Origin of the sequence: Nocardia sp. NPDC052566 (genome assembly GCF_044547285.1) — a bacterium.
In the GTDB taxonomy this organism is placed as follows: domain Bacteria; phylum Actinomycetota; class Actinomycetes; order Mycobacteriales; family Mycobacteriaceae; genus Nocardia.
On sequence record NZ_JBIUAF010000003.1, the window covers coordinates 56,195 to 76,165 of the forward strand.

General features: G+C 64.3%; 19 protein-coding genes. 13 read left to right on the top strand and 6 right to left on the bottom strand.

Going from position 1 to position 19,971, the window contains the following annotated elements; all coding sequences use genetic code 11:
* The first annotated feature begins 58 nt into the window (after positions 1–58).
* Both ACIG5A_RS14400 and ACIG5A_RS14405 read left to right on the top strand, forming a co-directional pair.
* Positions 59–1,567 carry a wax ester/triacylglycerol synthase domain-containing protein gene (locus ACIG5A_RS14400; RefSeq protein ID WP_397240680.1) on the top strand — a complete coding sequence of 503 codons (1,509 nt, stop codon included), beginning with the start codon at positions 59–61 and terminating at the stop codon, positions 1,565–1,567.
* 116 nt (positions 1,568–1,683) lie between these two features.
* Positions 1,684–1,926, top strand: coding sequence for a hypothetical protein (locus ACIG5A_RS14405; protein ID WP_397240681.1), 243 nt, complete (start codon positions 1,684–1,686; stop codon positions 1,924–1,926).
* A gap of 73 nt (positions 1,927–1,999) precedes the next feature.
* Here ACIG5A_RS14405 and ACIG5A_RS14410 read toward each other — a convergent pair whose 3' ends face one another.
* Entirely contained in the window at positions 2,000–2,353 is a 354-nt protein-coding gene (locus tag ACIG5A_RS14410; RefSeq protein ID WP_397240682.1) for an MmcQ/YjbR family DNA-binding protein, read from the bottom strand.
* 152 nt (positions 2,354–2,505) lie between these two features.
* On the opposite strand from ACIG5A_RS14410, the gene ACIG5A_RS14415 reads away from it, so the two are divergent.
* Positions 2,506–3,774 carry a hypothetical protein gene (locus tag ACIG5A_RS14415; RefSeq protein WP_397240683.1) on the top strand — a complete coding sequence of 423 codons (1,269 nt, stop codon included), beginning with the start codon at positions 2,506–2,508 and terminating at the stop codon, positions 3,772–3,774.
* Positions 3,775–3,779: 5 nt separating this feature from the next.
* On the opposite strand, the gene ACIG5A_RS14420 is transcribed toward ACIG5A_RS14415, so the two are convergent.
* Together ACIG5A_RS14420 and ACIG5A_RS14425 are read right to left on the bottom strand one after the other, a co-directional pair.
* Positions 3,780–4,538 (bottom strand): MerR family transcriptional regulator, encoded by a 759-nt coding sequence (locus ACIG5A_RS14420; RefSeq protein ID WP_397240684.1) that lies wholly within the window; start codon positions 4,536–4,538, stop codon positions 3,780–3,782.
* Between the two features lie 45 nt (positions 4,539–4,583).
* Positions 4,584–5,471, bottom strand: coding sequence for a DUF2268 domain-containing protein (locus tag ACIG5A_RS14425; protein WP_397240685.1), 888 nt, complete (start codon positions 5,469–5,471; stop codon positions 4,584–4,586).
* Between the two features lie 143 nt (positions 5,472–5,614).
* On the opposite strand from ACIG5A_RS14425, the gene ACIG5A_RS14430 reads away from it, so the two are divergent.
* The 3 genes from ACIG5A_RS14430 to ACIG5A_RS14440 all read left to right on the top strand — a co-directional run bounded on the left by ACIG5A_RS14430 (position 5,615) and on the right by ACIG5A_RS14440 (position 7,420).
* Positions 5,615–6,175: a hypothetical protein gene (locus tag ACIG5A_RS14430; RefSeq protein WP_397240686.1), complete on the top strand. Its 561-nt coding sequence runs from the start codon at positions 5,615–5,617 to the stop codon at positions 6,173–6,175.
* A 186-nt stretch (positions 6,176–6,361) separates the two neighbouring features.
* Positions 6,362–6,823, top strand: coding sequence for a DUF6640 family protein (locus ACIG5A_RS14435; RefSeq protein ID WP_397240687.1), 462 nt, complete (start codon positions 6,362–6,364; stop codon positions 6,821–6,823).
* Positions 6,824–6,976: 153 nt separating this feature from the next.
* On the top strand, positions 6,977–7,420 hold the full coding sequence (locus ACIG5A_RS14440; protein ID WP_397240688.1) for a hypothetical protein: 444 nt from the start codon (positions 6,977–6,979) through the stop codon (positions 7,418–7,420).
* A gap of 18 nt (positions 7,421–7,438) precedes the next feature.
* On the opposite strand, the gene ACIG5A_RS14445 is transcribed toward ACIG5A_RS14440, so the two are convergent.
* On the bottom strand, positions 7,439–7,831 hold the full coding sequence (locus tag ACIG5A_RS14445; RefSeq protein WP_397240689.1) for a MerR family transcriptional regulator: 393 nt from the start codon (positions 7,829–7,831) through the stop codon (positions 7,439–7,441).
* A gap of 76 nt (positions 7,832–7,907) precedes the next feature.
* Between ACIG5A_RS14445 and ACIG5A_RS14450 the strand changes: the two genes are divergently transcribed.
* From ACIG5A_RS14450 to ACIG5A_RS14465, 4 genes are all read left to right on the top strand, one after another.
* Entirely contained in the window at positions 7,908–9,344 is a 1,437-nt protein-coding gene (locus ACIG5A_RS14450) for an amidase (protein ID WP_397240690.1), read from the top strand.
* Positions 9,341–9,544, top strand: a complete 204-nt coding sequence (locus ACIG5A_RS14455; RefSeq protein ID WP_397240691.1) for a hypothetical protein — start codon at positions 9,341–9,343, stop codon at positions 9,542–9,544. The genes ACIG5A_RS14450 and ACIG5A_RS14455 overlap by 4 nt, the downstream gene beginning before the upstream one ends.
* Positions 9,541–10,920 carry a DHA2 family efflux MFS transporter permease subunit gene (locus ACIG5A_RS14460; RefSeq protein ID WP_397240692.1) on the top strand — a complete coding sequence of 460 codons (1,380 nt, stop codon included), beginning with the start codon at positions 9,541–9,543 and terminating at the stop codon, positions 10,918–10,920. Before ACIG5A_RS14455 ends, ACIG5A_RS14460 begins: the two co-directional genes overlap by 4 nt.
* 64 nt (positions 10,921–10,984) lie before the next feature.
* Positions 10,985–11,428 (top strand): OsmC family protein, encoded by a 444-nt coding sequence (locus ACIG5A_RS14465; RefSeq protein ID WP_397240693.1) that lies wholly within the window; start codon positions 10,985–10,987, stop codon positions 11,426–11,428.
* A gap of 40 nt (positions 11,429–11,468) precedes the next feature.
* Here ACIG5A_RS14465 and ACIG5A_RS14470 read toward each other — a convergent pair whose 3' ends face one another.
* On the bottom strand, positions 11,469–13,121 hold the full coding sequence (locus ACIG5A_RS14470; protein WP_397240694.1) for an amidohydrolase: 1,653 nt from the start codon (positions 13,119–13,121) through the stop codon (positions 11,469–11,471).
* Between the two features lie 841 nt (positions 13,122–13,962).
* Here ACIG5A_RS14470 and ACIG5A_RS14475 point away from each other — a divergent pair.
* Genes ACIG5A_RS14475 through ACIG5A_RS14485 form a run of 3 tightly spaced genes read left to right on the top strand, consistent with a single transcriptional unit; the run spans position 13,963 to position 18,165 of the window.
* The gene (locus ACIG5A_RS14475) at positions 13,963–17,028 is read left to right on the top strand and encodes a hypothetical protein (RefSeq protein WP_397240695.1); all 3,066 of its coding nucleotides are present in this window, start codon (positions 13,963–13,965) and stop codon (positions 17,026–17,028) included.
* Positions 17,025–17,756, top strand: coding sequence for a hypothetical protein (locus ACIG5A_RS14480; RefSeq protein WP_397240696.1), 732 nt, complete (start codon positions 17,025–17,027; stop codon positions 17,754–17,756). Before ACIG5A_RS14475 ends, ACIG5A_RS14480 begins: the two co-directional genes overlap by 4 nt.
* 58 nt (positions 17,757–17,814) lie before the next feature.
* Positions 17,815–18,165 carry a hypothetical protein gene (locus ACIG5A_RS14485; RefSeq protein WP_397240697.1) on the top strand — a complete coding sequence of 117 codons (351 nt, stop codon included), beginning with the start codon at positions 17,815–17,817 and terminating at the stop codon, positions 18,163–18,165.
* A gap of 688 nt (positions 18,166–18,853) precedes the next feature.
* Here ACIG5A_RS14485 and ACIG5A_RS14490 read toward each other — a convergent pair.
* Entirely contained in the window at positions 18,854–19,906 is a 1,053-nt protein-coding gene (locus ACIG5A_RS14490) for a nucleotidyl transferase AbiEii/AbiGii toxin family protein (RefSeq protein ID WP_397240698.1), read from the bottom strand.
* Between the last annotated feature and the right edge of the window lie 65 nt (positions 19,907–19,971).

Consider the following 19,971-nt stretch of genomic DNA (forward strand, 5'->3'; position numbering starts at 1 on the left):
TCGTACGGTGTCCGCACCCGTGCTGCCAGCGAGTACATGTGCCGATATCGTCGCAGGGGTGAGGACGGTGGCACCGCAGGACGCGACGATCTATTGGCTGTCCGGCCGGACTCGCAACGATCTCTTCCTGCTGTACTGCTTCACCGACACCGGGCTCCCGACTGTGCGGCTGCGCCAATTCGTCGCCGAGCGCAGCGCCGCCATCCCCGATCTGCGAGTGCGGCTGCGCGCGGTGCCGGGGGATCTCGGATATCCGTCGTGGGTGCGCTGCGAGTCCGCGCCCGGGCAATTCGTGGAACATCGGCTCGCCCAGCCGGATTGGGCCGGGCTGTCGGCGGCGCTCGGCGAGCTGGCCGGCACCGGTGTCGACGCGGCGGTGCGGCCGTGGCGGTTGCACGTCTTCCGTGGGATATCCGGTGTGCCGGGGATCGAGGGTGACTCGGCGTTGGTCGCGGTCCTGCAGATGTCGCACGCGCTGGCCGACGGGCGGCGGGGCGCGGCAATCGCCAGAGCCTTGTTCGCCGATCCGGCGGCGCTGACCGATTCGGCTCCGCGCGCCCATCCAGCCCCGGCGTCGGTGGCGGATTCGGTGCGCGATCTCGGGCCACTCGCCGATTTCGGTCTGCCGGGACTTTCGGAGCTGCTGCGCCGGACGACCGAATTCGGCGGTCTCGCATGCCGATCCGGTAGCCGCCTGATGGCCGCGGCCGCGCGGCGCGGACCGGTGGATCCTGCGCTGGTCGACGCCTTGGTGCGAATTCCGGTACAGCTGGCCAAGACCGCACTGCGTGGGTTCGACGCCTATCGAGCACAACAGGAGCTGGCCGCGCTCACCGCCACCGGAGCGCTGCCCGCACCGGGGCCCGGCTTCCCGCCGACCATGGTGAACGGCGTGACAGCGAAAGGCGTTTCGGGGCATCGGATTCGGATGATCGTCTGTTCAGCGGACCGGCTGCGGGCGCCGGGCCGGACGGTGACCGTCGTGGTGCTCACCGCGGTATCGGTAGCGCTGACCAGCTACTTGGAGGAGCACGGCGAGCGTGTCGACCGGCTCGGCGCCCAGGTGCCGATGGCCTTGCCTGGCAACGCCATCGCGGCGCACAACAATTACCGCAGCCTCGGTATAGACCTGCACGTCGGCGAACCCGATCTGCGGGCGCGCGCCGCCCGGATCGCCGAGGCGTTGGTACAGCGCGGTATTCGGGCCAGGCATCCACTGCTTGCCGCGCAGGACCGGGTCACCGCCGTCACGCCCGCGCCGCTGCTGCGCCGCGACGTCGACCACTATCCGATCGATACCGTGCCGGAATCCATTGCCGGACATACGGTTGTCTCCAGCGTCCATCGCGGGCCCGCTGACCTCACCTTCGGCGGTGGGCGCGTCCGATTCACCGCGGGATTCCCCGCCATCGGCTCGGTGATGCGGCTGACCCACGGCGTGCACGGAATCGGCGATACGGTCACCGTTTCGGTGCACGCGGACGCCGCCGCGCTGCCCGATCTGGACCGCTACACCGAGCTGCTGCGCACCGCATTGCACGGGATCGGGTCGGCGTTAACGCCGTGACCTCGATGTTGTCGCGTTGTTAAGAATTTGAGAGGCGAACGCCAAGATCGCTCTGCCAGTATTCATCTCACGAACTTCCATCGGGGGAGTAGCTCGGTCAACGAAGGAACATGAACATGAAGTTTTCGATTCGTCGCGCAGGTCTCGTGCTCATCGGCGCCGCGGCGGTAGCGGTGCTCGCACCGGCGCCCGCCTTCGCGCAGGGTGGCCTGCCGCTGGAGGAGGCTTCGCAGCCGCAGCCGACACAGATCCAGGAGGGCACCGAGATCGGTGCGCCGCAGACCGCCGACGAGATCCGTTACTACTACTGCAGGCAGACCAGCTCGCTGTCCGGCGGCCGCCACTGGCGCTGCAGCTGATCCAGGCAAAACCCGGGGGAACAGCGGCCGGGTCGGAGACCAAAACAGTCTCCGACCCGGCCGTTTCGCTGTTTCAGGCGTTCGGTGACCAGTCGGGGACTTCGGCGAGGAGTTGTTCGGGGGCGGAGAGGCGCCAGGCTTCGAAGACCAGCTCGGCCAGTTCGTCGGCCTCGATACCGTCGAGGGAGACGACGACCCAGCCGAAACCGCCCGCGGTGAACTGCGCCTCGAACACCGAGGGGCGTTCGGCGATCAGTGCGAGCTGTTCGGATAGCGTCTGCTTCAGGCCGACGGTCTGCGTGCGTGGCCAGTAGTAGCCGAACCGCTTACCGCGCACGAAGTAGGTCGTGTAGGTATCGCCCTTCGTCTGCTTCACGTCGACCAGGGCGCCGAGGATCCGAAAGAACTCGTCGCTGTGCACCGCCACCACGGACCCCTTCCACTGAGTGGGGAAGTATATGCCGGTCAGGGGCGTGGGAGCCCGTCTGAGACATCGGTTATGCAGTGTGCATCACATCGTGTCCGACGGCATCCCGTTCGTTCGCCGAGAGTGTATGCCGGACAACTATTCTCGAAGAGGTGAACGCCTCCCCGGCGGCGCGGTACGACATCCACATCGATACCGCCGAGGATTGGGGAGGTCTGGCGCGGCACGGCCTCGACGGGGTGGTCGATCCGCTCGTCTACCGGCTGGGCCAGTTCTTCCTGGAGGGCAGCCCGGCCGGGCCCGAACGCTGGCCGGTGATCGCGGCGGATCTCGGCGCGCTGGTGACCTTCTTCGACCAGATCGTGCTGCACGATCAACTGGCGGCGTTCAACTATCCCGACGTCTTCGATATCGAGGAGACGGTGCACCGTGACCGGCTCGGCGCGGTGCTGAACACCGAGGGCGACCACACCCTCGTGCATGTCGAGGTCTCCCACGCGCAGTACCGGCTGGTGAAAGCCGCTGCACTGCAACAGCTCTCGGATCGGATGTGCAACTGGCCGCTGCTTCCGCTCACGGTCGGCGACGAGGTGGTGCGTGAGCTGCACGGCACGCGGTATCAGTGGCAGCCGTCGCTCGAATATCTGGAAGACCGCGTGCTCGGCGAGCGGGACAAGGAATTGGCCCGCTTCCTGCTCGGCCAGCTCGTCTTCACCGGCTACGCGCAGCAGACCGGCGCGCCACATATCGTCTCGCCGCAGCGCAGCAGGCTGATCGGCGGGATGGGCATCGGGGTGCCGAACCCGCTCGCGGTGTCGGAGGCCGCGATCTACCGCGAACTCGCCCGCCGCGTCCGCGAGGCGGGGCCTGGCTGGCGCAGCGACGTATTCCCGTGGACGCCATCGTTTCTCCCGTACCTGGTGGACACCATGGCCAACGATCGCGGCGGGCCGGACGAGCTGCTGCGCCGGGCGAGGGAGCTACGCGATTCCCGTGCGGTGCAACGCTATCGGCGATTGCGCGACGAGCTCGCCGCCGAGGACGCCGATCGTTCCGAACGGGCCAGGCGCGCGCTCACCAGGGCCGCCAACGGTGTCGCGACCGAACTCGGGTCACCGCGTGAACGATTGGAACTGGTCCGCCCCGTCGTGGTCGAGGTACTGCCGAGTGCGCTCGCCGCCGGCCTCGGCGCGATGACCGGCCTGCTCGTCGCCGGGCCGCCGGGCGCGATCGGCGGCGCGGTCGTCGCCGCGATCAGCGGCCATGCCTTCGAGCTGGTGAGCAGGCGCCTGTGGGGCTGGAGCCTCGACCGGCTGCCGTTCCGCAGCGCACGCAAACTCCTCACCCGTTCGGTGAAGGCCGAACACGAGATCGGCGCCGACCTCGGGCCGGAGCTCGAAAGAATCTGGGCCAGAGGCTGATTGCGCTACATCTGTGTTCGCGCGTACTCGTGCAGTGCGTCCCGGACGAAGCTCGCGCACTCGGTGCCGTGGTAGGTGGCGGTGAAGCGGGGGTCGTCGACGTACATGTCGCCGATCCCGCACACCATCGCGATGGCGCGGTCGCGGTCACCCTCGGCCGTCGGGGTGCCGGGAACTTCGCTGAGCGACTGGACATGTCGTTCGGCCAGTGCCTGCGCGGCGGGCGAGGCCGGAGACATCCCGTCCCGCCATGCGGCGATCCATGCGGCGACGAGGTCGTCGGCGGCTTGTTTCCATGCTCGCTGCTGCTCGAGGGTCTTGGCATGCCACCAGTCGTTGCTCGCCTGGAATGCCTGTTCACCCCAGCGTTCGATCACCTCGTCCTTGTGGCCGTCGTTGAAACCCTCGAGCATCACGTCGATGGACGGCTCGAAACCGGCCAGTGCGGCGTCGAGCGTGTGCCGCACTGCCGCCAGCTGCCGATCGATCCGGTCTCGTTCGTGCTGGAGCTCGGCGATGTGTGCGCGGAGTGCCTCGTGCTCGTCCACCTCGTCGGCCAGGATCTCGGCGATGGTCGGCAGGCCGACACCCATGCGGCGCATCAGCAGGATGCGCTGCAACCGGGCGACCGCCTTCGGGCCGTAGTAGCGGTAGCCGTTCGCGCCGATGCGGGAGGGGGCCAGGAGTCCGATGCGGTCGTAGTGGCGCAGGGTGCGGCTCGTGATGCCCGCCCGCGCGGCCAGCTCGTTGATCATCCACTCCATCGACCCACCTCCCTCGGTTGTCGTCGTGCTCAGTTGAAGTCGTGCTCAGTTGAAGTCGCGCAGTGCGGTGGCGATGATCTCCGCACTGTCGGCATGCACGGCCTGTGCGGCGGTCTGCCCCGTCGCGGCCAGGTAGCGGTCGACCAGTCGGTTGCCAACGGCGTATCCGGCTCCGGTCGGCAATCCCACCGGGGTGACGCCGAAATGTTCCGCGATGGCATCGCCGTGTACCCAGGCCGTGAAGTTCTGCATGCCGGTCACCGCGAAGCCGGTTGCCAGCTTGGCGAAGACCGCGTCGTCGCGCAGGTGCGGTTCGCCGATCCGGGTGTAGCCGAGCTTATCGCCGTAGAGCTGGCGGGCGAACGCGTCCGCCAGGCCCTCGCCGACCACGTGTTCGCCGACCGTGACGGTCATCGGATTCCACACCACCCCGCCCGGGCTGTAGCGCAGGTTGTGGTTGAGCTCATGGACGGCGGTCGACTCCACGTGCTCCAGGTTCTCGGGGTAGGGCCACAGCGTGATCACGATGTAGCCCGAGATCCCGCCGAAACCGTTCACCCCGAGCGAGGTCTCCATGAAGTTGGCATCGCCAGGGTCGCCGAGCACGAGCAGCACGGTGATATCCGGTGCGACCAGCCCCGGATTCGCCGCTACCAGCACCTCGTGCGCCTCGTCGAGCGCGCGCTGCATCCGGTCCCACACCCCGGCCGCGGCCATTGTCTCCAGCGCCTCGAGACAGCGCTGCTCGTCGCGGTCGAGCGGGAAGCCGGCGGACTGGTGATGCATGCCGATGAGATCGACCTCGCCGGGTGCGTAGCGGTACATGCCCCTGACCTGTTCGAGCATCGTGCCGAGCAGGCCTGCTCGATCGGCCTGCGGTGCTCGCAGGATGTTCTTCATGGCCGAGTAGGAGTCGAGAACGGTGATGGTCATGTCGCACGACACTAAACATTGACGTAGCGACAAGGTCAAACCCTGAGCCGGGGTATGGGGGGCGACCCCTAGCACCGCGGTACTCCCACGAATGGCGCTATGGCGGGATGCGGTGTGGCAGTGCGGATTTCTACCGTCGAGCCATGCTCAACACCGAAGCCGACGCACTCGATCACGACATGCCACGCGGGCGGCACCGCCTGCGTGCCACCGGCATCGCACGCCGCTGGCTCGCGGGCTCGATCGCCGCGGCCGTGGTGATCAGCCCGCTCGCCGCGGCGGTCGGCACCGCGAACGCCGCACCCACCGCCGACTGCCTGTGGGCAGGCGCGAGTCATCCGCAGGGCGCGACGGTCGTGGCGGGCGGCTGGGCCTTCACCTGTGCGACGGACCAGGGCGGGGCACGCTGGCGTCGCGGCGCGTCCGTCGACGCACCGAGCACAGTCGCGAATCCTGGTGCCGCTGCGAATCCGGCAGGCAGGTTCAGCCCCGGTGCCATCCAACCGGGCACCGAATACAACGACTACTGCGTCGGCACTCAGCTCGTCGACGGCAGCGAGCAGATGTACCAGGTGGTTTCCGATCGCTGGCAGGCGGCGGGCCCGATCTCGCAGTGGCGATTCGAGCCCGGGGCCGGACCGGTTCCGACTACCCGCTCGGCAAGCTTGTGCCCACAGGATCCGGTGCTCTGGCCGCAGTCCTGAGTCGAGTCGGTTGCGACGCAGGACTTTTGGCGCCCGGTCCGGCGATCCGCGTCCAATCGGGTTGCCTCAGAGCGCTGTTCGCGGTGTCACAGGATCGTGCACCGTCATTGACGCTTCCGGGTGGTCGGTCTACCGTGAAAACGGAATATGATTCCGGTTCATTGATCGACCGTTAGGACGAAGGCCATGAAGAGACACTGGACACTGCCGCGAGTGCTGGTCGGTGCGGTGCTGACGAATACCGTTGTCGGGCCGCTGCTTGCCGACATGGTCATTCCCGAGGTCGCGAAACAGCATCTGCACAACCCGAATTGGCCGCCGCACGCGAAGTTTCACGATGCGCAGTACATCGGGATGGGTGCGATGATCGGCGCGATCGGGCTGCGCATCCTCGCGCGCAGAAAGGGTGATCCGCGCGCTCAGTTCTATCTCTCGGCGGCACTCGGCTCGGTGACCTGGCTCGGCATGTGGGGCGCCCTGCTGTTTCCGGGAACGGCGGCCAAGGATCCGGAGTTCAAGCACGACGGCGGGAAGGTCCTGGGTCTCGACCCTCAGCTGTTCATTGCGCTCGCCATGCTGGTCGGCTTGTCGTCGGCGGTGGTACTGGAGCGAACCCGCTGGCGCATACCGCAACTGCCTGCCGAATAGTCCGTCACCGTCCAAAGACGTTGACGTCGTTGCCGATTCCGAAATGCCGACGGTTCGCAGTTGTCGCAGGTAGTCGGGTGTTTTGCGGCTCGAGTGCCGGGAATACGATCTTCATAAGGCTGCCGAAAAGGTGTAAACCGAAGGAGGCGGATCGTGATGTGCAAGAGAACTCGAATCGCCCTGGTGGCGATCGCGGTCGCCACGGTCGCGAGCCTGGCGGGGCCGGTCTCGGCCGATCCGCCCGCGACGGTGGCATTCGGCTCCCGGCTCGGCTGGAGCCTCGGGACGGTGACGGTGTACGGAAATGCCACCTGCTGGGGCGGCGGCGAGGCCGCCGTCACCTTCAACGGCACGATGTACACGCTGATCGGCGGCAGTGCCAACGCGAGCGGGACGCCAGGACTGCAACTGGCAAGTCCGGTCATCGTGGCCTGTGACGGCACACTCCACAATTGGCAGGGCTTCGCTTGGTCGCCAGGCAACATACTGCCCATTTCGGCCGGAGCCAACGGCACCGCGACCGTGAACCTGATCCAGGGCCCGCCGGTGAACGCGGTCCTGGCGACCACGGGAACGCAGCCGTTCGTCGTCGGCTGACTCCGGAAACATCGCGAATCAGTCCGGCTTCGGCAGCGTGACCGTTGCGCGGTAGTTCGGGCACTGCTCGAGCTGTGTGTGGGTGCAGGTGAGCAGGTAATCCAGGTAGCGGCGGGCTGTTTCGAGTTCGGTGACGCGGTTGCCGATGTCGGTGATGTGGGCGGTGACCGTGGCGTGCCAGGACTCGGATCGTGTCGCGGTGAGCAGGGTGGCGATTTCGTCGAGGCTCATCATGCCGGTGGTCTGCCACTGCTTGATCAGGGCGATGCGGTAGAGCTGGTCGGCGTCGTAGCAGCGGCGGCCGCCACGGCGATGCGCGGTGAGCAGGTTCCGGCGTTCCCAGTAGTGCAGGGTGGACAGGGGGATGCCGAAATGCCGCACAACGGTGGCGATCGGCGTCAGTTGCTGCATTTCTCCAGTTGACCTCAACTCGGGTTGAACAGGCAAGGTAAGCCTTAGCTTTGTTGGTCAACCTGGAGGTGGGACAGTGCCGGATCGGCTGAATTCCATAGTCGACATCGCCAATGCATTGCGTGCGGGCCGAACGACCAGTGTCGCGCTCGTCGAGTCGGCCATCGCGCTGGCTGATCGGCATGACGCCGAGCTCGGGGTCTATCTGGCCCGGTTCGACGAGGCCGCTTTGCGGGCGGCGCGACGGGCCGATGACGAGCGAGCGCGCGGGGGCGATCTCGGTGCCCTGCATGGTGTTCCGATCGCGGTGAAGGACACCATCGCAGTGGCCGACGGCGATACCACCGCGCAGAGCCTGGTGCACGATCGTTCCTGGGCGGCGGGGCGGGACGCGCCGGTGGTCGCCCGGCTGAAGGCAGCGGGCGCGGTTATTGTCGGAAAGACCACGGCGATGGAATTCGCCTGTGGTGTGCCGGATTTCGGCAAACCACTCCCGATTCCGCGAAACCCGTGGGACCCGAGCCGATGGGCCGGTGGCTCGAGTTCCGGTACCGCGAGCGGCATCGCGGCGGGCTTCTTCCCCGCGGGTCTCGGTTCGGACACCGCGGGCAGCATCCGCATGCCCGCCGCGTTCTGCGGCGTCACCGGACTGATGCCGACCTTCGGGCGAGTGCCGAAATCCGGTTGTGTGCCACTGGGTTACAGCCTGGATCGGATCGGGCCGATGGCCCGCACCGCCAGAGATTGCGCGATGATCCTGACGGTCATCGCCGGTGCGCATTCGAGCGACCCGGACACTGTGCACGCCGATCGCTCCGGCGCCGGATTCATGGCTCCGGAACGGGCGGAGCTCGACCTCACCGGATTGCGGGTGGGCGTAGCTCGGCAGGATCATTTCCCGGCCGGGTCCGATCCCGGCTTGTCAGGCGTATTCGACCGGGCGACAGCGGTTCTCACGACCTGCGGCGCCGACCTCGAGGACGTCACGCTGCCGTACCTGCGGGAAACCAGCACGGCGACGATGGTGTGCGCGGTCTCGGAGGGGCTCGCGTATCACCGGTCCGAGCTGTCCGCGCGCTGGGACGACTACTTCGTGGCGGCACGCGGACTGCTGGCCAGGGGTGCGCTGGTTTCCGGCGCGGATTATGTTCAGGCCCAACGCATCCGACGGGTCGCGCAGATCGCGATAGCCGGCGTGTTCGATCGGTTCGACGTGATCGTCGGTCCCACAGCGGGCGTCGTCGCACCCGGCTTCGACGAACTGGTGGACGACGCCGGACACCAGGACGACGCCGGCGTGTTCGGCATGATCAACACGCCGTATTGGAACGGGCTCGGCACTCCGGTTCTGGCTGTCCCCATGGGGTTCGGCGCCACCGGGCTACCGCTGTCGCTGCAGATCGCCGGCCCCGCGTTCGGCGAGGCCGCGATCCTGCGGGTCGGTGAGGCTTACCAGCAGCGCACCCCATGGCACCGGCAGGTGCCGCCGCAGGGGGCGGGGGTCGCGGCGTGAACCAGTCTGCCGAAACGGTCCGGATACTGCTCAGCGCCGCAGGCCTGCCCACGAACGCGGCAGAGGTGCGCGGGCTCGCGGCCCTCTTCCCCGGCTTCCGTGCGGCGGTCGACGCACTCTACGCGCCGCCCGCGGTCCGATACGGCGACCCGGCGATGCGGTTCCACGCACGGGCACGGTTCGAGGAGTGGGGCCGATGAGCGTGTACGTCACATCGGTAGCCCGCAGGGCATTCGGCCCCGGGGCGCCGGAGCGCCTGGTGCTGATCCTGGCCTGTATCGGATCGTTCTGCGTGATCATGGACGCGACGATCGTGTCGGTCACGCTGCCCACACTGCGTGCCGATCTCGGCTTCACCCCCGCCACGCTGCCGTGGGTGGTCAACGCCTACACCCTCACCTTCGCGGGATGCCTCCTGTTCGGCGGTCGTTGCGCGGACGTATTCGGCCGACGCCGAATCATGGTGCTGGGCTTGGGGATATTCACGGTGGCGCGGGTCTGCGCCGGGTTCGCCCAGTCACCCGGATTCCTCTTGACCGCACGCGCCGTGCAAGGGTTCGGCGGTGCGCTGCTGATGCCGGTGACATTATCGATCCTGACCGCCATCTTCGTGCAGCCCGCGGCCAGGGCCAGGGCGCTGGCTACCTGGAGCGCGGTGGGCGCGGCCGGTGCCGCGTGCGGGCCGGTGCTCGGTGGGTTGCTCATGCAGCTCGCGGGGTGGCGCTGGGTGTTCTTCGTCATCGCGCCGCTGGGCGTGGCCGGAATGATCGGCGCGCGGCGAGTGCTGCCACCGCACGACGCCGGGTGCGAGCGGCAGCGACTGGACGCGGTGGGGGCGGTGCTGGCTACCGCGGGCATCAGCGGTGTGGTGCTGGCGATCATGCGCTCCGCGGCCGCGGGCTGGACCGATTCAACTGTTCTCGGCGCGCTGCTGATCGGGTTCGTGCTGATGGCGATCTTCGCTGTCCACCAAGCGTATTGGGCGGCGAACCCGCTGCTGCCGCCGAGGATCTTCCGATTGCGCTCGGTGACCAGCGCCAACGTGGTGATATTCCTGCTCGGTGCCGGCTTCCTCGGCAGTCCGGTGCTGCTGTCGCTGTATCTGCAAGACGTGCACGGCTATTCGCCATTGCTGGCCGGAGCGGCTTACCTCCCGTCAGGGGCGGCGATGATCTGTGGTTCTCGGACGGCCGGGTGGCTCACGGTCCGGCTGGGGCCGCGTCGCGCGGCGATGCTGTGCTGTGCCATCGGTGGTGCCGGTTTCACCTGCACCGCCGTGAGCGTCGCGCTCGACGCGTCGTTCGTCTGGGCGGTACTGATGTCGGGGGTGATCTTCGGGTTCGGTACGGCTGCGGCTTTCACGCCGCTCACCCTCGGTGCCACCGACGGTGTGCCGCCCGAAAGCAACGGCCTGGCGGCAGGAGTGCTCAACACCGTTCGGCAAACCAGTGGCGCGGTAGGCCTGGCGGCGCTCAGCGCGATCGCCCTGAGCGCCGGTTACCCAGCGGCCTTCGCCGCCTGCGCCATCTGTCTCGGCGTCGCCTATTCGGTGGCGAGCGTCCTCATGCCCCGCTAGGCACACGATGCCTTTGTGATTCGCCCCCGTGGCCCGCGTCCCGGAAATGTGGGATGGTCGGCGAATGGCTGAACATGTGTACGAGATCTCGGTCACCTGGTCGGGCGCGACCACCGGATATCGCGACTACTCCCGCAATCACGACCTGCTGACCGACGGCCGCCCGCCGATTCTGGCGAGCGCGGATCCCGTTGTCGGCCGCGGCGACCGCACCCGCTGGAATCCGGAACAGCTGCTGGTCGCGGCACTGTCCGACTGCCACATGCTCTGGTACCTGCACCTGTGCGTCGAGGCGGGCGTCGTGGTCACCGAGTATCGCGACGACGCCGTCGGCGTCATGGACGACGTGCGCTTCCAGCACGTCACCCTGCGCCCACGCGTCACCATCACCGAACCGAGCATGATCGAGATCGCGGAACGCGTGCACGCCGAAGCCCACAAGCGCTGCTTCATCGCGAACTCGGTGAATTTCCCGGTAGGTCACGAACCGACGATCGTGGTCGCATAGGAATCGGGTCCGCCGTTGCCTGGCCACAGCCCGACGGCGGCTACACCTGCGCCGGATAGATGGTCCGCCCCTCCTTGATGGTCTCCAGCACCTGGATGTTCTTGATCTCTTCCGGCGCGACCGTGAGCGGATTGTGGCTCAGCACAACGAAGTCGGCCAGCTTTCCCACCGCGATCGAGCCTTTGGTCGCCTCCTCGAAATACTGGTGAGCGGCGTGCAGCGTCGTCGCCTTGATCGCGTCCAGCGCCGAAACCCGTTGCTCCTCGCCCAGCACATGCCCGCTGCGGGTGACCCGGGTGACCTGGCTGGCCAGCACCGCGATAGAGCTGGGCAGTGCCACCGGCGCATCATGGTGCGAGGTGTAGCGCAGCCCTCGCCGCAACGCGGACGCGGCAGGCGAGATCCGCGCCGCGCGCCGTTCGCCGAGCACAACTTCCCGGTACCAGTCGCCCCAGTAGAAGGTGTGCATGGAGAAGAACGACGGGATAACGCCTAACTCCCGCATGGCATCGAGCTGATCCTCCCGCGCGGTTTGCGCGTGGATCGCCACCGGCCGCGGATCGACGGGCCGATAACGGGTGGTCGCGTGGCGTATCGCGGCGATGAACTGATCAAGGGCGGCATCGCCGTTGACATGCGCCAGGACCTGCCACCCTCGGCTGTACGCGTCGGCGACCACATCCAGCACCGTGTTGTCGGTCATCGCCGGATACCCCCGGTACTGCGGGTCCGTCCCGTCCGGGGGTGTCAGATACGGCTGAGTGAGCCAGGCGGTACGCCCTTGTGGCGACCCGTCGAGGCCGAGCTTCAGCCCACCGACCCGCAGCCGTCCATGGTATTGCGGCACCGACACTTCCCCGAGCTTCGCGGCGAGCGAGCTGTCCGGGTAGGCGACAACGTCGATGTAGAACAGTCCCTCCTCCGCTGCCGAATGCAGCGCGTCAAGATCCGTCGTCGAGCTCACTCGCCCGTCCTGCGCGGTGGTGAAACCGAACGCGGCCATCGCCTGCTGGCCGAGGCCGAGCAACCTGCGCCGCTCCGCTGCGTCGAAATCCTTCGCCGATGCTCCCCACGCGGCGAAGAAGGCGGTCTCCTCGAGTACGCCGTTGGGCTCCCGGCTGCCGGGCCTGCGCCGGATCACCCCACCCGGGGGATCTTCGGTCCCCTCGTGGTAACCGAGCAACTCGAGGCCTTTGCTGTTGACGGCCCCCAGGTGACTGGACTGGTGGATCACCAGTACCGGCCGATCCACCGACACCGCGTCCAGATCGTCACGAGTCGGATGCGCCCGCCCAGCCAATTGGGCGTCGTCATAACCGAATCCGATGATCCATTGCCAGGTCTGCCCGGTCTCGGTCTCGGTCCACGCCGTCAGCGCGGCGCCGAGCGCGGCAAGGTCGCCGACCGCACCGTCGGGCGCGGGCAGCAGATTCGCCGCGCCCGCCTGGAATCCGATCAGCGACAGATGACTGTGCGCGTCGACGAACCCGGGCAGCAGCGTTCGGCCACGCAGGTTCACCAGCCGCGTATCGGCACCGGCCTGCGCCAGCACATCGGCCAGATCCCCGACCGCCGCGATCCGGCCTCCCCGCACAGCGACCGCCTCCGCACTGGGCCGCGCGTCGTCGACGGTGACGATCTCCCCGCCGAAGTAGATGGTGTCGACTGCTGGGGCGGGAACGATCTCGGTCATGATTCCTCCGGAGCCGGTCGCGAAGCCGATCCTCCAAGTATCAGACGGATTCCCAACGTACACAGGTCAATTGATGGATCCGGCACCCGGCCTGGCGCGCGCTGACCGAAACGAAAAACGCCCCTGATCAGTCGTTATGACTCGATCAGGGGCGTTTGCCGTGGCGGAGGATAGGGGATTTGAACCCATCCGTTTCCCCAGGTCAACTCTGCGTTCAGTGTGTTTCGTTGCAGTTCAGGCCATTTCAGCTCAATTGGCGACCCAAACGTTAGGCTCAGGTATTGACGCGGTCAACGCCGATGTCGAGTCGATCGGCGAGTAGGCCACCTGGCGACATCACGGGCACGGCAACTGCAATCAGACGACACTCAACTACTCGTACCAACCTATCTGAACTGGGCGCTAGCTGCGTCTTTCCGGCAGTGTCGAACTGGGGGCTTGACAGCTGGCCCCTCTTAGGTGAAGCTTTTTGGACTGCCACAGCTGCGCTTTCTTCGCGTGCGTGCGTACTTCCTATCTCTCCCAACAACTCCGGTTGTTGACTGCGGAGGCCTCGATCCGGTGAGCGGATCGAGGCCTCTCGCATTTCTGGGGGAGTTGCTCCGCGATATGCCGGATCAGATCTTGTCTGCGGCGATATCGGGTGGGTGGTAACCGAAACCTGTTCGTGTCTATCGCGTTCACTGCCGGGGCGGCGGGGCGGAACCTGACCGATAAGCAGTTTGTGCTGCGGTGACGGATTGCGCTGACAGCGCTTGTCGATGGTGCCGTCTCACGCGCGGGATCGCGCGTTCTTTTCCGAAACATTTGTTCCGATTTCTGATGTGTGTGAGGTGTTGTTGTGGCGGAACGTGACTACTCCTGGTTGTTTCCGAAAATGCCCGATCCTGTGGAGACACCTGAACGTACCCGCCAGTGGGAGGCAATGACCGACAGCCTTGTGGCTACGCTTGCGCGCCAGCGGGCCGCTGAGTTGTCCGGTGGGGATCTCGGCGGCAAGGTTCACACCTACGAGCGGATGAATGAGCAGTCGGCGACGCGGATGCTCGAACGGATCTATGCCCGTGATGATCTGGACGCGGTGGCACGAACTGAGATCCAGTCGAACGGCTACGTGGCTCAAACCCCAGTGACGGATGCGCGGATGTTATCGGCGCCGTCGGTGCCGCAAGCGCAGCTGATCAATGATGTTGTCGGGGATGCGCTGCCGTCGGCACCGATGGTGCTGCCGCAGGCGAAGGAAATTGTCGACCCGCAGGCATTTGCTCCGATGGATGATTTCGGGAATCGGCCTGCGCAGCCCAGCACAGTTCCGAATCCGAACAATAGTGCGCTTGCGCCGCGGCCGCCGCAATCCGCCCTGCCTCAAAATGGCCCGTCAACACCATCCGTGCCTGCGGTGCCGGCCCAACCGACCCCTGCTGTCCCAGCCCGGCCCGGTGACAACCAGTCGCCAGGTGCCACGCCACGCGATCCATTCCCGATGCCCGATACCACTGGCCGGTCGGAGGGCGACGAGTGGGACGAGGTCATCGGCGACCGGACGGTGCACTACCGCATACCGTTCGGGAACGGCAACCAGAGCGTCGACCAGGAAATCACCGATGCCAACGGCGGTGTCACTCGGATGCGGGTGGTGGCCAATGGGCGCGATGGCTACCAACGTTGGACTCTGAACGCAGACGGCTCCGCCTACTACGAGAGCGTCGAACACCCTGGCGCTCTGGTGTACTCCCAGGATTTCAAACGCGGGAGTTCGACCTCGGGGCGACCAGATCTCGAGATGACTCGTACCCCGGATCGCACCAGGATCATCACTCCGTCCCACGACGAGAGCGGTGCCCTGGTCGGCTACGACATCGCCGTCCCCAACAAGTACGGCATGTACGACAACTACCACTACGACAACGACAACAACCTGACCGTTTCCGCAGCAAAACCCGATGGCAAAGGTGGCATCGAGAGCACGTTCGTCAAGCAGGTCAACAACAAGGGCTACGGATGGGAAATAGACAAAGGAATCCAGTACGACATCACTCCGGAAGGGCGAACAGGTTTCGACTACGCCAACAAACGGCAGATTGTCGAAACGAAAGAAGGCGAGAACACTCACGAAAAGATCTACGACTACCGCGCCGGTAAACAGATAGCCGATACGGTGGTTGGCTCCGACGGCTCGATCATCTCGGGCTGGACGAAGGGCGCGAACGGGGAGAAGTCCGAATTCGTCCAGCGTGCAGTTCTCGGCCAGGCCCTTGCTCGGGAAGTAGCCCGACTTTACAAGTTCAACACCGAGAACACTCCGCATTTCGTGAAAACCCCGGCGTTCGAAGCCGCATTTCGGCGGCTGGAAATACTCGGCCAACTCACCTTTGACCAAAAGGCTATGGTCAAAGTAACCGCCGACGGTGAGGGCAACATCCTCTCCTACAGCCTCATCAGCGCAGGCGGTGTGGAGCGTGTGATCACGACCGCTGACGACGAATTCGAACGCGGCAAACCATTCGAATTCAGCATCCATCCCGACGGGCGAATCACCGATCGTGACGGCGGACCCGTGATACAGGTAGGGGGTCGCTTCCTCCGCGTCGACAGCAAAGGCGACGTCCAAGTGCCTCCATACGACGCGGCAAGAAACCCCTCCATTTTCGAAAATGAGAGAGACCCCAGCAAACCACGTTTCGGCGCCGAGTCCCTCTTGGAGGTTCCTACTGCCGGTATCCGAACGCCCGACCGAGCCGGTCTCCTCCACGCATACACCGAGATCCACGCCCCGCCTGGCGTGAACGCAAAACTCTACAAAGTAGATAGCGGCGGCATCTTGTTCGAAGACGCCACCGGACTTCACTGGGCAACCGATCCAGGCGAAGCGCGCACCGCCACCGAACTAGCCATGAGTTACGCGCTAGAGGCATCCCTCCTCCTTGCTCCCACAGGAATCAGCTGGGCCGCCAAGGGAGCATCCGCCGCCGCCCGCCTTGCCCGAAGCCTCGGCAACATCAGCACAAAAACGGCTGCCGAAACCAGAATTGCATTGCAAGAACCATGGTTTGAATACCAATGGGGACATCTGTGGGAGCCAGAAAAAGCAATGACGCAGCTCGGTGAGTTTTCGCAGGTTAAGGCGCCCAACTTCGAAATGATAACTCAGCCACCGAGGTATAGTGAGTTATCGAGCTTTGGCGAACTGAGATTCCCGAATATCGGAAGTCTGTCGGACGATTTTCGAGTGCTTCCATCAACTCGATTGGAGAAGGCCGAGGGTATTCTCGGCGGCGTCGCTGTCCGTGTTCAAAATTTGGATGAATGGGTGGGATTTCACGCAGCTAAGGCCGACTTCGAATTCTCTGAAGCTCTTTACGAAATTCGTGAAGCACGTCGACTGCTTGATCGATATCCCGGCACGGAAGTGCGTGTTGCACTAGAGGAGGGTGCGCCTATTAGACCAGGAGGGCAGGGGCGATACAAGGAATTTGACATGGCTCTCATGACCGGCGATGGAATGGTAGTGCGGACGGTGGAGGTGACCTCGCTAAAGGGGGGAATGGAGAGCTACGACAACCTAACGACTGGCGTACGCCATGGTCTCGACAAGGTCATGCAGCGCGATGCTGTCGGCGCACCCATGCCCAGGCCGCGAGACGTAAGCATCTACGGTAGGGTAAAGACGGGTACAAAGTCTACCAAAAGGGGGACCAAGACTAGATACTCAGATGGACGGTGGGTTCAACGGAAGCCGGGTGGAGAAATCGTCCGAGAAGGAAATCTCTTCGACGAAGCCCTTTTCAACTTGAATGGAACTCCAAATGTCAACCTTCTCGACAGGGTAACTTTTATAGACGCAGACAGTGGTGCCGTGTTGACCGAAATGATCCGAATTGGGAACGAATGGAGCCGAATAAGATGATCAATAGAGATCTTATACCGGAAGCGCATCCACATATCTTGGAGTCTCCAGGATATGTCCTAGTTTTGAGGCGCGGGATTGAGGATGTCGATCGCGAGTCCGATGTGGCAAGGATCGCACTCGAGGCTTTACATAGATTCTCGGCAGGATTTTGTCGCCCGTTGACGATTGAGATTTCTTCGGTCTATTGGGATCGTGAAAATGATCTGCCTATCCTGGGCGTGGAACCACGGTATCCTAAAAGAACACTTCGAGCCGCCGAACCAGGTTGTGATATGAATATCTCTCCGATCTGGATCGATGAGAAAGTGTTCATATCCAACCAAATGGCTAGCCCAGATATCTCTCGATTCGTACTTGATGCAATTGCTGACGACGGCTCTGGTATGACAACTTGTTGTGATTCGATATGGGTTACGTCGTCGATGGCGCGACTGCCATTCGGATGCAAACTCAATGACAACGGGTCGATGACTGTTCAGGACCGAGCTTGGCTAGTTGATCATCCAACTGTGGTGCGCGATGGTCATAGATGGGTGTGCGGGCCTCTGGATATTACCTCGAATGCCCCTGTGGAATTCATTGTGAATAGACAGTTTGCTGAGCTGTCTCTGCGAATTGGGATACATTGGTCGCTCTGGGGGCCAGGCGGCAGCGGGTTCTCTGAAATCGAGGATAGAGTTTCGGCTTTGCTTGCTCAAGGTTGGGAATTGGATGAGGTCGCATAGATAAAAGTGGCTCGTGGGTGCCCTGGATCACCAATAGCAGGATCGTCAGGAACTAACAGTGATCGAGCTACTGAATACTAATGAGCTTCCATCGAAGTTCGCATATCCGCACGAATTCCTACGTATCGTAGATTTAGGTCTTCTAGATATTGAGCCTTGGCAGATCTTGCAAGGCGACCTGCTGCGAATGCGACACATTGGTATCGGGGAAAGGTATCCCGGCAGAACGCTCATTCCATTCGCGGCACGGCAAGACAACGACGACGTCGCTTGCTGGGAAGGAGACGCCTGGGGTGTTGTAATCGTTCATGACTTCGCCGAGCCCGGCTGGGAGGCTCGTGAGTCGTATAAGAATTTCTACGATTGGCTTCGAAGAGCTGTCGATGATCTTATCGAATTCGACGACTGAGATGGAATTAATCATCCACCGAAGGCAAAGGTTGAGAAATTCGATGAGTAACCGTGACGATCGGATGATCGGGTGAATTATGGTGATTACGTACGAAGCCGCTCGCGAATTGGTCCGTGCCAAGCTTGGGTTGAATTGGACCCATGGTACATTTTGCTTGGATGATCGGAATATAGTCGAGAACGACGAATTCTATGTTTTCAATGTCGGTGCGCGCGAGTACCTGGTCGATGGGGGATGCGGATTTCATAATCGTTGGCGGGGTTTCGGTGGTGTATAAGGAGACTGGTCAATTGGGCTCGCTCGCGTCGGTCGCGGTGGCAACTGACCCTAGTGTTCGCGTCAGGCCGAATCCGAGCCCAACGTTCGACAGTGCGAATCCGTCTGTCTAGACCGTCTGGTCTGTGCTTGCCGATGACCAGCAATGAAGCTACTGCTGTCGTGGAAATGGTCCACGCGATCTTCGACCGAGTGACGGCTTGAAGCCGGAACGCGACGGCAGCCGCTTCCGATGAGCAGATTGATGCGTGGGCCGCCGCGCAGCAGGTTTCAACGATCCCTGCGGCACCTTGGGCGCTTCAAGCGAATGAGGGAGTCGGGTTCGTCTGGGTTCGCCCCTTGAGAAGCGTTCTGCGAATGGGCTGGGAAGATTCCAGAACAGCGTAGGGGTCGTCGCGATCGCGGCGAATCATGTTGCGGTAGTGAGATCCGCGGCCATGCGGTGCGGGTCGGTGAATCCCCGGCGCCCGAACAGTTCGTCGGGTGCTCGGCGCCGCTGCATGGCCGCCACGACGTCGGCAGCCTCGCGCAGAGAGACGGTCGGGCCCAGCAATCCATGGACGATGATGAGCTGCTCCAGAACCCAGGTGGCGTGATAGGCGAATTCTTCCTCCGCGCCGCCTAGCGGATCGTCGCGATAGCGGTCACGCAGGTGCTGCACCCATTCTGCTTGGTCATCGACCAACCGCCTATGCAGGTCGTCGAGGCCGTCCGGAAACGTAGGTGCGACCGCGACCACCAGACGCCACGCGAATTCCTCGTGAGCGTCCTCGAGTAAGGGGTAGTCGGTGGCAAAGGTCTGCCAGTCGACCTGCTGCGCCATGTCGAGCAGCAGATCCAAACGGGTATTGGAGCCGGGGTACCAGAAATCGTTGACGCTGAGTACCGCGTGCAGCACGGCTGGCGGTAGGTCACAGTGCTCGGCCAGCAGCACTGCGTCGTAAAGATCTTTGCCCTGCGGCAAGTCCGCGATCGTATCGCTGGCCAGCCACAATAATTTCCACGCCAGTGACAGGCTCCGCGTGGCGGTCAGCAAGGTGGACGCCTGGCCGGTGGTACCGAAGCGGGGGATCTCGGTGCACTGTGGCTGCTCGGCCAACTCCTCATCCGTCGCGAAGTCGAGTTGGACATGTCCGCGTGTGCTGCGGGCCGGGCACTCCCACGACAGCAATAGTCGCCGTCCCGGTGTACCGCCGTAGGTCCAAATGTGCTCGACGGCACCGTAATCCATCGGCATCGGCGAGATCTGGACCTGCGTGGTGGACCGAGCGGCCGCGCCCTCCGCGATGTCGCGAGCCATATGCTCGAATTCGTCGTCGAAACGCCGTCGCGCCCAAGGCCCGACAATGAAATCCAGGTCCTTCGGGTCACGGGCCTTCTCGCCGAACCAGGCTTTCAACAGAGCGCTGCCGCGCAGCACCAGGCATTTCGCCCACTCGGAGTCGGCGATAGCCGCGAGCACATGGTCGACGGCTTCGCGCTGCTCGGCGGACCAGTGCTCGATGGTCTCCGAGGTCAGCCGGTCCC